Here is a 12,285-nt window from a genome sequence, read left to right as displayed (position 1 = left end):
AAAGCAATTCCGCTATGGTTTACCGTAATGTTTTTAAATACTGTTATTCTACTTTTGCGTGATGAAAACGGAACAGGACAATTTCGGCTCAGAAAAATCATCAAATAGTGAGGAGTGGCATCGTGCAAGAGATAAAAGGAATGATAAAATTGTGAAGATTTTAAATAGAGTTATCATCGCATTTTTATTGATAGCACTCGCTGTTTATTGGTTGAAAGGATAAATGTTGCACCACAGAAGCGAAAAATTATAACAAAAAAAAATCCTGACTTTCATCAGGATTTTTCTTTATCTCAAATCAATTTACAGCTATTATTTTTTTTTGAAATTTACCTCTTCAAAAAACGTAATGCTATCCTTGTCCCATTTTATTTCATCGGGGTCATAAACCGAATCACTTTTCTTAAACTGCAATACAACGTTTTCTTCTTGTGTTGTTCTTCTTATTAAGTAAATTCGTATTTGACTTTTCTTAGTGTTATTCACATAACGCATCAAATTAATAAATTCTTTAGTTTTTAAAGTGTCTAATTGAGAAGCGATAATGAATGGTCCATAATTTTTTTTGATAGCTGGAGAAGTATTTTCTTTCAAAAAATCTACAATACTATTCTTGGGAACTTTGATTAAATCAACAGGTTTCAAATTGATAAAATCAGGATTAGGATTTTCTTCAGGAATGCAATTCCATGTAAAATCATACTTCCTTTGATAAAAATAAAATTCCCCTTGTTTATCAATAATAATATTTGTTAAGCCGTAAAACCCAGGATAGGGAGGAGGAGGAGGTAATTCTTTTCCATTTTTTGAATTGTAATGTTTTTTAGCTAAAGTTTTGACTTTGCTTTTAATTATATAAACTTCATCAATTACTGTTTCTTTCTTTGAACAACTTTCAAAAAATAAAAAACACAGTAATAAAAAGATAAGAATGTACTTATTCATATCAAAGATTTCTATAAAGATATAAAAATCATCTTTATTTATTCCAAAAAAAAAATCCTGACTTTCATCAGGATTTCACTTTATCTCACTTCTTGATTTAAAATCAAATCGAGGTATAAATTTATTTTGTTTTTCAACTCTTTTCTGTGGGTTATGAAATCCAGAAAACCGTGTTCTAGTAAAAACTCCGAAGTTTGAAAGCCTTCCGGCAAATCTTTTCCGGTCGTATCTTTCACCACTCGTGGACCTGCAAAACCAATTAAAGCACCCGGTTCAGAAATATTAATATCACCTAGCATGGCGTAAGAAGCCGTTGTTCCTCCCGTTGTTGGGTCAGTGGCTAATGAAATATAAGGTATTTTAGCGTCTGCTAATTGAGCTAGTTTTGCCGAAGTTTTTGCTAATTGCATTAAGGAATAAGCCGCTTCCATCATTCGCGCTCCACCTGATTTTGAAATCATCATGAAAGGAATGTTGTGTTTGATGGAGTAATCAATTCCTCTTGCAATTTTTTCACCAACAACAGCTCCCATAGAACCACCGATAAAGGCAAAGTCCATACAGCAAATCACTAAGTCATTTCCTTTTGATTTTCCAACAGCCGTTCTAACGGCGTCTTTCAACTTGGTTTTGTCCTGTGCTTCTTTCAATCGGTCGGAATATTTCTTGGTATCCACAAAATGTAACGGGTCTTTTGAAGTCAATTTTGCGTCAAGCTCTGTAAATTTATTGTTGTCAAATAATATTTCAAAATATTCTTTACTTCCAATTCTTACATGAAAATCATCTTCCGGACTTACATATAAATTACGCTCTAATTCATCTGCATCTACAATCTTACCCGTTGGCGATTTATACCATAATCCTTTTGGAACGTCTTTTTTATCTTCCGTTGCCGTGGTAATTCCTTTTTCTGTTCTTTTAAACCAAGCCATATTTTTTATTTTAGATTTAGGATTTTAGATTTAAGATTTAGGATTACGCATTGAAATCCTAAATCTTAAATCGGAAATCAAAAATTATAGAGTGTTTACGTTATTCAAATCGGCGAAAGCCTGTTCTAAACGTGTATTGAATGTTACCTCGCCTTCACGAACCCATTTTCTTGGGTCGTAATATTTTTTATTTGGAGATTCATCACCATCAGGACTTCCGATTTGTGTTTTTAAATAGTCAATTTTAGAAACCATATAATCACGAACACCTTCTGTATAGGCAAATTGCATATCCGTATCGATGTTCATTTTGATGACACCGTAACCAATTGCTTCTCTAATTTCTTCTACTGTAGAACCTGAACCACCGTGAAATACAAAGTCAATTGGGTCTTTCTCTGTTCCAAATTTCTTTTGAACGTACTCTTGCGAGTTTTTCAAAATCTTTGGTGTCAACTTCACATTCCCTGGTTTGTAAACCCCGTGAACGTTACCAAAAGCTGCTGCAATAGTAAAACGCGGACTGATTTTCATCAATTCTTCGTAAGCATAAGCTACTTCTTCTGGTTGTGTGTATAATTTTGAGCTATCCACGTCAGAATTGTCTACGCCATCTTCTTCACCACCTGTAATTCCAAGTTCGATTTCCAATGTCATTCCCATTTTTGACATACGTGCCAAATAGGTTTTGCAAAGTTCAATGTTTTCTTCAATTGGCTCTTCAGATAAGTCAATCATGTGCGAACTGTAAAGCGGTTTACCTGTTTCGGCAAAGTGCTTTTCAGAAGCATCTAACAACCCATCAATCCATGGCAATAATTTTTTCGCGCAATGGTCAGTATGTAAAATAACCGTTGCTCCATAGGCTTTCGCCAAAGTATGAATGTGCAAAGCTCCTGCAACACCACCTAAAATAGCCGATTGTTCATTCGCATTTGACAAACCTTTTCCAGCATTAAATTGAGCTCCACCATTCGAAAACTGGATGATTACTGGTGCGTTTAATTTTGCTGCAGTTTCCATTACAGCGTTTACTGTACTTGAACCTGTTACATTTACCGCTGGTAAAGCAAATCCTTTTTCTTTTGCATATCTGAAAATTTCTTGCACTTCATCGCCAGTTGCAACTCCGGGTTTTATCGTATGAGCCATTGTGTAAATTTTTAAGTTTAGTTGACAAAAATAATAATTCTATTTTTAGAAAGGGTAATTAATACCAATATTTAAAACGGAGTTGGAAAAGTTATAGTCCCTAAACCATCTTTTTCCGATTTCATCAGACGGATTGTATGTTTTAAAGGCTAAATCTAACCGCACTACAAAGAAGCTGAAATCATAACGTACCCCAAATCCTGAACCTATTGCAATATCGTTTAGGGAACTCAGTCCATCAAACACGGCGGATTCGGTGGATACATCATCCAGTACATTCCAAATGTTACCTGAATCTATAAAAAGTGCACCTTTAAAATTATTGACCACTTTAAATCGAAACTCGGCACTTGCGGTGAATTTCATATTGGCTTCATTAAAATCGTTTACAGCACCCGAACTTCCCGGGCCTAAACTATAAGGTTGCCATGCACGAATATCATTAGAACCTCCGGCAAAATAACTTCTTGAAAAAGGAATATTTGTGGAATTTCCGTAAGGAATTGCCAATCCAAAAAATCCACGTACTGCAAAAACTTGGTCTCTAGAAATAGTCCAATGCTTTATGTATTCAAATTCACCTTTTACATATTGCGAATATTGAACATCAAATATGGTTTTTTTAGCATCTTCTGTTTCATTGCTTTTGGTAAAACTTGTAAATAGTGAAAGCGTATTTCCTGCAGCTTCAAACTTAGTTTTAAAGGAATAGAAGTTATTATCAGTCAACCCATTTTGAGTGGTTTTAGTAAACGTGTAGCTGGAAGCTAAAATTAAATTGTTTTGGCTCAACCGCGTTCTTCGCTCCTTGATACTTCTTACTTCATCATAACCAGAATCACCTTCATTTAAGGAAGTATCTCCATTCAATACGTCGGATATAAAATCATTGGCTTCGCCAGGAATAGCTAAGTTTGCATCCGGTAAGATATAATTGATATCGCGTGCCAAATCATTCAATGCCCTAAACGAAGACGTGTAGACATTAAAATAGTTACCAACATTGATATTATTGACGTACTGAATGTTAAATAAGTCCAACCTTACATTGTTAAAACGCTTTGGATTCCACGTATACGTCATTGCTCCTGTAAAATTCTCTTTGTCCAGACCAATATTTTGTTGCTTAGCAAAACCCAAACTAATATTGGTAGAAGGAATCATTCGTTTCGGAATAATTTTGTCCGTATTAAAAGGCATTACAATTCGAGGAAAATTCAGTCGGGTGTCAATACCATATTCAGAAACGTTAAAAAACTGGTTGTTTGGGTTGGCAAAGTCACGGCTCGATCCCACATTTCCCCTTAAAGCAATGTCAAAGGTTTCTGCACCATTAAAAACATTTCGAATGGTAAAAGAGGTGGAGGCTTCCACTCCAAAATCTTGAATATTAGAATGCGTTAAATCTAGCGAATAGCCAAAACTGTATTTGTCTCGCGGAGAAAGATAGATATTGGCAATCAATGAATTTTCAATACTGTCCTTCTCATTGATCTTATATTGAATGGAAGGAGCATTAAAAATCTTTAAATTGCTTAACGAACGCCTTGTCAAGCTGGTCAAAAAATCAGCATACAAATAGCCGGGTGTTATAAATACGGCGTCGGTTATGGCTTTTGGGCGGTATTTAATCTTCTGGTAACTGTACAGATTAAAATTATTATATAAAATGGAATCTTTAGGTACTGTGATTGTATTGTTTTCTGGATAATCGGTATAAATGTTGACTTCACTGATTTTATACATGCTGAATTTTCGGGTAAAAGTGGAATCGCCTTCGCGCAAAGCTTCTTCCTTAATTACTAATTCTACATTGGTTTTGTGATTGGTGTCTACCGTGTCAATGGTGTAACTGATGTCACTTTGTTGAATAAAAAACACGCCGTTATTTCGGAATAAATTTGTCAATCGTTCGCGCTCTAAATCAAAATTATCTGACCTGAAATGATCTCCTACTTTTAAAAGTGATGCATTTTTATGAGCTTGATACAGCGAATCTACTTCTTCTGATAAAATCGATGTGGATAAAGAATCAATCCGCGACATCCTACCTTTTGTAATCGTGTAGTTTACTCTTGCCTTTTTTCCTTTAAGAGTGTCGATGGTATAGCTTGCTTTTGCATCAAAAAAACCTTGATTAAAGTAATGTGATTTTAAACGCAAAGTTGATTTTATACTTCGGGCTTCATCTGTAATTACAGGTGCTTCGCCTGATTTTTTAAGGAAGTTGTGAATGCCAGAATACAGAAAAGAATTGCCTTTTCGTTGCACCTGTTTTGCAGATAAAAATCGAATCTGTCTCTTTAGTTTTTTTTGATCCGCTAAAAGTGTTGCTTTATAAATTGAATCGTGATCTGGTTTTGCCAAATTAAAAATGTGCAACCCCAGCGGCATTCCCAAAAGTCGTGTATTGGGTTGCTGATAGAGCAGGCTTTCTATATCGTCTCGTTTTTCCGACTGACCGTCTACAGTGATTTTGTTTTTGGTAAGCAGGAGTTTCCCGTCAGGAACACGTTTTACCGCATTACAAGCAGAAATAATGATTCCAATTAGAATAAATAATGATATTTTTGCAGAAGTTGTTTTCAAGTGGGCCGAAAATTTAATCAAAAGTACATTATTTCTATGGTTACTAAAAACCAAATAAAGTTAATCAGTAGTTTACATCAAAAAAAATTTAGACAACTCCATCAACTTTTTATTGCCGAAGGGCAAAAAGTGATACAGGAATTGCTGGATGCACAATTTGAATTAGAACATATTTACGCTACAGCGCCTTTGTTTGAGGGTGTTTCAGCGTCCCGTTTTTCAGTTTGCACAACAGATGATTTGAAGAAAATCAGCGCGTTAACAGTTCCCAATAATTGTTTGGCCGTCTTTAAAATTCCATCAACTTCAGATTACAAAGCAGAAGGTTTACTACTTGCATTGGACAGCATTCGCGATCCTGGCAACTTAGGTACAATTTTAAGAATATGTGATTGGTTTGGTATAACACAAATCATTTGTTCACCCGATACAGTGGATTTGTATAATCCAAAGGTAATTCAAGCTACAATGGGTTCCATAAGTCGAGTAAATGTGGTTTATACAGAGCTTCTTCCGCTACTGGAAACTACTTCTTTGCCCGTTTTTGGAACGTTTATGGATGGCGAAAATATTTATAAAATGACGCTTCCTACCCAAGGAATCATTGTTATGGGAAATGAAGCCAATGGAATTTCTACTGCAATTGAAGCTGTAATTGAAAATAGAATAGCAATTCCCCGTTTTGGTGCGTTGCAAAAAACCGAAAGTTTAAATGTGGCAACGGCAACGGCCATTATTTTAAGTGAATTTTGCAGAAATGCGTAATACTATTGAAACGTAAAATTTAAAAATATACCTCTCGTCTTCATCGAAACTACGTTAGAAGTATAGACACTATTTGGGTCATTATCGCGAATCAACTCATCATTCAAACTGAATACACCGCGAAGGGAAGGAGTGAATTTAAAATATTCAAGGTAGAAATCAACGCCTAATCCAACTTCGTAAAAGTTAGTCCACTTGATCATTCGGAACACATTATTTGAATTGTCTTGTTTGTTATTTACATTACTCGATAAATTAAGTGCTGTGGAAAGTCCGCCAATAACAAATGGGCGAATGTTTCCGGTACGGTTCGCGCTAAATTTAATTAATAGTGGAAAATGTAGATAGGTAGATTTTACTTCGCGTAAAGCATCGTTAGCATTTTCAAATCCGGGAAAAATTAAATTTCTTTGGTTGAAGGTCAAACCCGGTTCAAAACGAAGATCAAAATGATCGTTCAAGCGTAAATTTCCAATCAATCCTACATTGAAACCGACGCCTTCCTCAACAAGAATGTCTTGTCCCGGTTCGTTGTATTCAAATTTAAAATCGTAGTAACTCATTCCCAAATAATACCCCCAATAGACGCGCTGTTGGTCAAAATTCTCAAGATTGATGATTGGATCTCTACCAAACATTTGTGCTTGAGCTTGAAAAGAACTTATAAAAATTAAAAGGGCGATGAATTTTTTCATAAAAAGAAAACGAAAGAAATTATTTTTTTGATGCGGAATAAATTGTGGCTACACCAAAAGTTTGAGGCAAAGCGTTCACTTCTATAAACCCCGTTTTTCGTAAAATATTGTTTAAAGTTTCACCATAAGGAAAAACAGATGCCGAATCGGACAAATATTGGTAGGCAGAATCGTCTTTTGAGAACATTTTTCCAATTAAAGGAAGGATGTTTTTGCTGTAAAATTTGTAACCTTGCTTGTACGGGAATTTTTCTGGAACTGAAGTTTCAAGAATTACAAAGATGCCGCCTGGTTTTAAAACCCTTAGAATTTCGGCTAAACCTTTTTCTAAAGTTTCAAAATTTCGCACGCCAAAAGCAACAGTTATAGCATCAAATGTTGCATCATCGTAAGGAATATTTTCAGAGTCGCCTAAAACCATTTCTATTTTAGAATCCAGTTTCTTTTCGGTAATCTTTTTTCTTCCCACCTCTAACATTCCTGCAGAAATGTCTAGACCAATAATTTTTGTAGCATTGGTTTGGGTCATCAATAAAGCCAAATCACCCGTTCCAGTGGCAATGTCTAAAATGGTATCGGGATGAGTATCTGCTACCATTTTTAAAACTTTTTTGCGCCACTTTACATCAATTCCAAAAGAAATGACACGATTTAAACCGTCGTAATTTCCAGAAATAGTATCAAACATTTGAGCTACTTGCTCTTTCTTTCCTAGTTCAGAATCTTTGTAAGGCGTTACATTTTTTGACATGCTACATTTTTTTGCAAAGGTACATTTTATTCAGGGATTGCATTCTTTGACAATTGTGAATTATATCCGAATTATTTTTTTAAAAAAGTTTGATAGGTAAAGTCTACCTTGTGTTTTTCATCCGTCGAGTGGTATTCTTCGTTATCTAAATGCCATTTTTCTACATCAAAAGTTGGAAAATAAGCATCCGCATCAAAAGTACCGTGAACGCGTGTCAACTCGATTTTATCGGCTAAGGGTAAAGCTAATGTGTAAATTTCGCCTCCACCAATAACAAAATTTTCTTCTTCAGCATTTGTTTGCGCAATAGCTTCTTCAATACTACTTACAACAATACAGCAGCTTGGATCTATATTTTCTGCGTAATTTTCTTGACGCGTAACTATAATGTGTCTCCGATTGGGTAATGGTTTGTCAAAACTTTCAAAGGTTTTTCTTCCTAATATAATGTCATGTCCGGAAGTTAATTTCTTAAATCGTTTAAAGTCATCGGGCAAGTGCCAAATCATTTCGTTGTTTTTTCCTAAAGCATTGTTTTCTGCCGCTGCGGCAATTAATGTAATCATGGAAATTATTTTAAGTTTTCTGAATTGATTTTTGCATTCAATTGTTCTATCTTTTTATCTTGCTTGCTGATCAAGTGTTCAATTTGTTGTTGTTCCCAAGCTTTATTCATAAACCTTCGTGTAATATACACACGAATAAAATGCAAAATAAAGATGAAAAACCAAATGACGATGGCCCACTTGTACCAAAGCGTAGGTAATCCGTATTCTAATAATTCATTGGCTACATACATGAATAGGCTTCCTACAACAAAGAGAATGAAGTGGTAATACAGAAATTTTTTCTCTCTGATTCGCGATCGCGCGTATTCATATCGGTCGTAAAATTCTTTTTCCATTCGTGGTGTATTTGAGCAACTAAAGGTAAAAATAATTTCTTAAAAATAGAATAATACTTTTAAGCTTGATTTTAGATTACGATTTTACATCAAGAGCATCTCGAAGTGCGTTTCCTATCATCATAAAAGCAAGCGTTAAAAACATGATAGCAAGTCCGGGAACCACTGCTAAATAAGGTTTGCCGAGAATGATGTAACTGTAATGGTCTTTAATCATGCCGCCCCAACTTGGAATGGGAGGTTGTGCACCTAATCCCAGAAAGCTTAATCCACTTTCTACTAGAATTGCAGAAGCAAAATTTGCAGCGGAAATGACTATTACGGGCGCCATAATATTAGGCAGAATATGATTAAATATAATTCTAAAATGACCAAATCCCAAAGCTTTTGCAGCCGTAATGTATTGCGTTTCCTTCAAGCTAATTACTTGACCGCGAACAACTCTTGCTACTTCAACCCACATGGTTAGGCCGACGGCTACAAATACTTGCCAAAATCCTTTTCCCAATGTTAATGTAATGGCAATGACTAATAGTAAAGTGGGAATGGACCAAATAATATTGACCAGCCACATGACAAAGGCATCCGTTTTTCCACCAAAATAGCCTCCCAAAGCCCCAAAGAAAATACCCACGATTAAAGAAATAAACACGGCTATAAATCCGATGGAGAGTGAAATTCGAGAACCAATCAACATCCTGCTCAATAAATCTCGTCCGTATTTATCTGTACCTAAATAGAATTGCTCCGCTTTAATGTTCTGTTGCGCGACTTCTTGGATGGATTTTGCACCTGGAAATTTATCTAAACCTATTTCCTTAGTTTGAGCTAAATTTATATCATCAGAAAATTCTGTGTAACTGATGGAGTTTGCTTTGATTTCATATTTTGATATTGGAATTTCCGTAACACTATTTGGAAAACCAAAAAAATAATAGCTCAATTTATTTGCCTCCTTCTTCTGCAGTGGTATAGAAAGTATTTGTACTTTAAATCCTGGCGATTTAGAGTGTATGGAAAGATGCATCTGGTTTGCATTTTCTGAATGGTCCGGTGCAAAAACGTATGCAAACAGCGAAACAAAAAGTAAAAAAACGATAAACCAGAAACTAAAAACGCCCCAAAAATTCTTTTTGAACTTTTGGAGCGCTATAGCTGTTAATGATTGTGTACTTGTATCCATTCTGATTTATAGAGCGCCTACAATTTTTCCTTTTTTAGCTTTTGATGCAGGAACAGATGATTTATTCGCGCCTTTATTTTGCATATCATCTAAGATATTGATTGCTTCTTCCACATATGCATCTTTCGTTAAGCTCTCATGCCAACGTACTCTCTTTTCTTTCAATAAACTGTCCTTTTGCATCAACATGTTTTCGTATGGCAAGGATTGAAATTGCAAATTCGTTTTGTAAGTTGTAATTGGTTTATATTTTTTAATTTCTAACTCAATTGCTTTTTGTTCTGCTTCAAATTTATTTAAATTCAAATTGTAAATGTGTTCTTCGCGGCGTTTGCTCAACCATTTTGCATTGTCGTCAATTAAGGCAAATTGTGCACTTGCTTTAATACGGTCACGACTTTTTTGAATAATATTATCAAAATTTGGAATGCTGAAAGTTTGATAATCTGCAGCTTCAATTTTATCCCAAGGCATTGCGTTTTTTACATCACGTTCGCCAATTTCCACATAAGAGAAACGATCCGGCATATGAACGTCACTTGAAACTCCTTTTAATTGTGTTGAACCACCATTGATTCTATAGAATTTCTGAGTGGTAGTTTTCAATGCACCTAAATCTCCAAAAGAACTGTTTCTAATGTATCGATTCAATTCATATACGTTTTGAACTGTTCCTTTTCCAAAGGAATGTTTGCTTCCAACGATGACACCTCTTTTATAATCTTGAATTGCGGCAGCCAAAATTTCGGATGCAGAAGCAGAGAAATTATTAATCATTACAACCAACGGGCCGTCCCAAATTACAGCTTTGTCCACATCTGAAAGTACTTCTTTGTCTTGATTCACGGCTTTTACTTGCACCACTGGACCTTCTTTAATGAACATCCCTGCAATATCAACAACTGTAGAAAGAGACCCACCGCCATTATCGCGTAAGTCCATAACAATTCCTTGAACACCCTCTTTTTTCAAACGTTCCAATTCTAATTTAATATCTTTTGCTGCATCACGACCAGCTCTATCTGCAAAATCAATATAAAATTTTGGTAGATATATGACACCATATTTCAGTCCGTCTTTCTCTACAATGCTAGATTTGGCGTACGTCTCTTCCAGTTCAACTTCATCTCTAATAATCGAAATTACTTTAATACTTCCGTCCGTTTTCTTTACAGTTAGACGTACTTCGGTATCTTTAGGACCTTTTATTTTTTTAACAACATCGTCTAAACGCATTCCAACAATGTCCACAGGTTGCTCATTTCCTTGGGCAACTTTCATCACTACATCACCAGATTCCAATTCTTTTCCTCTCCAAGCTGGTCCGCCTGAAATTAAATCCGTAATTTCTGTATAGTCGTTTTTCTTTTGCAAACGCGCACCAATTCCGAAGAATTTTCCACTCATACTTACGTCAAATTTCTCCTTGTCTTCAGGTGCCAAGTAAGAAGTATGCGGGTCAAAATTCTCTGCAATGTTATTTAAATAAATTCCAAAATAGTCTTCACGTGTCAATTCACTCATGAAAGTATATACTTCATCCAATGACTTAAGCGAGTTTTCTCGTGTTTCTTTTTCCAATTGAACCATTGATTTTGGTTCTAAATCTTCTTTTTTCAGCTTTTTCTGATCCGTTTTAGATAATGAATCTTTCTTTTTTTCAAAGTCTAGTTTGTCGGTAAGAGAGGCTAATGTAGAAAGCTTAATTTGTTTTCTCCAACGGTCTTTTAATTCAGACGTAGATTTTGTGTAAGGTCCTTTTTCATAATCTGTATCCAAAACTTCTTCTTGAGTGTAGTCAAAAGGTTTAGCAAGTGCATCTTTATAATACGACTGACTTTCCTTAGTTCGTTGCATCAAACGATCGTACGTTAAATCGAAAAAAGACAAATCTTTTCCGAGAATTTGGTCGTCCAAAAGGGTTTCGTATTTAGAAAATTCATCGATATCGCTTTGTAGAAATAATCTTTTTGATGGGTCTAAACCGTCAATGTAGCTTTTGAATAACGTTTTTGAAAACTCATCGTCAATAGCTTTTGGGTCAAAGTGTCCCTTTTCAATGACAAAAGTAATCAGTTGTAATAGTGCTTTATCTTTTTCTGGGTCGCTTTTTTCTTTGGGAAAAAAACTAAACAATGCTGCTGAAAGGATGGCAACAAAAGCTATAATTTTAATATTTTTTTTCATAAAAGTCAATATGGCATTCATCAATTTATAGAATCTAATTTTCATCTAAATTAACTTAAAAATTATGCCATGACCGTAGTTCGAGCGATAATTTTTTGTTAAAGGTGCTAAAATAGAAACTTAACGTGAAAAATGATTAATTTAGCCTTTAAAAATTGTTTTATTTGTTAACAGCTAAT

The 12,285-nt window shown here is 35.0% G+C and carries 12 protein-coding genes; 2 read left to right on the top strand and 10 right to left on the bottom strand.

Features of this window, described 5'->3' with window-relative positions; genetic code table 11:
- Positions 1 to 61: 61 nt before the first annotated feature.
- Positions 62 to 223 carry a hypothetical protein gene (locus H602_RS20000; RefSeq protein WP_157505107.1) on the top strand — a complete coding sequence of 54 codons (162 nt, stop codon included), beginning with the start codon at positions 62 to 64 and terminating at the stop codon, positions 221 to 223.
- Between the two features lie 89 nt (positions 224 to 312).
- Here the strand turns inward: H602_RS20000 and H602_RS0115385 are convergent, their stop codons facing one another.
- The 4 genes from H602_RS0115385 to tamL form a co-directional block, all read right to left on the bottom strand.
- Positions 313 to 945 (bottom strand): hypothetical protein, encoded by a 633-nt coding sequence (locus tag H602_RS0115385; RefSeq protein WP_026978814.1) that lies wholly within the window; start codon positions 943 to 945, stop codon positions 313 to 315.
- A gap of 80 nt (positions 946 to 1,025) precedes the next feature.
- A complete protein-coding gene (gene accD, locus H602_RS0115380; RefSeq protein ID WP_026978813.1) occupies positions 1,026 to 1,880 on the bottom strand; it encodes an acetyl-CoA carboxylase, carboxyltransferase subunit beta in 855 nt (284 codons plus the stop codon).
- A gap of 84 nt (positions 1,881 to 1,964) precedes the next feature.
- The gene (fbaA, locus tag H602_RS0115375) at positions 1,965 to 3,032 is read right to left on the bottom strand and encodes a class II fructose-bisphosphate aldolase (RefSeq protein ID WP_026978812.1); all 1,068 of its coding nucleotides are present in this window, start codon (positions 3,030 to 3,032) and stop codon (positions 1,965 to 1,967) included.
- A 45-nt stretch (positions 3,033 to 3,077) separates the two neighbouring features.
- The gene (tamL, locus tag H602_RS0115370; protein ID WP_026978811.1) at positions 3,078 to 5,621 is read right to left on the bottom strand and encodes a translocation and assembly module lipoprotein TamL; all 2,544 of its coding nucleotides are present in this window, start codon (positions 5,619 to 5,621) and stop codon (positions 3,078 to 3,080) included.
- A 36-nt stretch (positions 5,622 to 5,657) separates the two neighbouring features.
- On the opposite strand from tamL, the gene H602_RS0115365 reads away from it, so the two are divergent.
- Positions 5,658 to 6,386, top strand: a complete 729-nt coding sequence (locus tag H602_RS0115365) for an RNA methyltransferase (RefSeq protein ID WP_026978810.1) — start codon at positions 5,658 to 5,660, stop codon at positions 6,384 to 6,386.
- Positions 6,387 to 6,388: 2 nt separating this feature from the next.
- Here H602_RS0115365 and porT read toward each other — a convergent pair whose 3' ends face one another.
- The 6 genes from porT to H602_RS0115335 all read right to left on the bottom strand — a co-directional run bounded on the left by porT (position 6,389) and on the right by H602_RS0115335 (position 12,127).
- Complete coding sequence (porT, locus tag H602_RS0115360; RefSeq protein WP_026978809.1) at positions 6,389 to 7,081, bottom strand: type IX secretion/gliding motility protein PorT/SprT; 693 nt, start codon at positions 7,079 to 7,081, stop codon at positions 6,389 to 6,391.
- A 19-nt stretch (positions 7,082 to 7,100) separates the two neighbouring features.
- Entirely contained in the window at positions 7,101 to 7,832 is a 732-nt protein-coding gene (gene ubiE / locus H602_RS0115355) for a bifunctional demethylmenaquinone methyltransferase/2-methoxy-6-polyprenyl-1,4-benzoquinol methylase UbiE (protein ID WP_026978808.1), read from the bottom strand.
- Positions 7,833 to 7,903: 71 nt separating this feature from the next.
- Positions 7,904 to 8,398, bottom strand: a complete 495-nt coding sequence (locus H602_RS0115350; RefSeq protein ID WP_026978807.1) for a dihydrofolate reductase — start codon at positions 8,396 to 8,398, stop codon at positions 7,904 to 7,906.
- Positions 8,399 to 8,403: 5 nt separating this feature from the next.
- Complete coding sequence (locus H602_RS0115345; protein ID WP_026978806.1) at positions 8,404 to 8,736, bottom strand: 2TM domain-containing protein; 333 nt, start codon at positions 8,734 to 8,736, stop codon at positions 8,404 to 8,406.
- 76 nt (positions 8,737 to 8,812) lie between these two features.
- Positions 8,813 to 9,919 (bottom strand): ABC transporter permease, encoded by a 1,107-nt coding sequence (locus H602_RS0115340; protein ID WP_026978805.1) that lies wholly within the window; start codon positions 9,917 to 9,919, stop codon positions 8,813 to 8,815.
- Between the two features lie 6 nt (positions 9,920 to 9,925).
- A complete protein-coding gene (locus H602_RS0115335) occupies positions 9,926 to 12,127 on the bottom strand; it encodes a carboxy terminal-processing peptidase (protein ID WP_026978804.1) in 2,202 nt (733 codons plus the stop codon).
- Between the last annotated feature and the right edge of the window lie 158 nt (positions 12,128 to 12,285).

This window comes from Flavobacterium tegetincola DSM 22377, from assembly GCF_000425485.1.
GTDB lineage: Bacteria > Bacteroidota > Bacteroidia > Flavobacteriales > Flavobacteriaceae > Flavobacterium > Flavobacterium tegetincola.
Note: the sequence above shows the minus strand (reverse complement) of the source record. Positions and strands in the feature narration are given on the sequence as shown.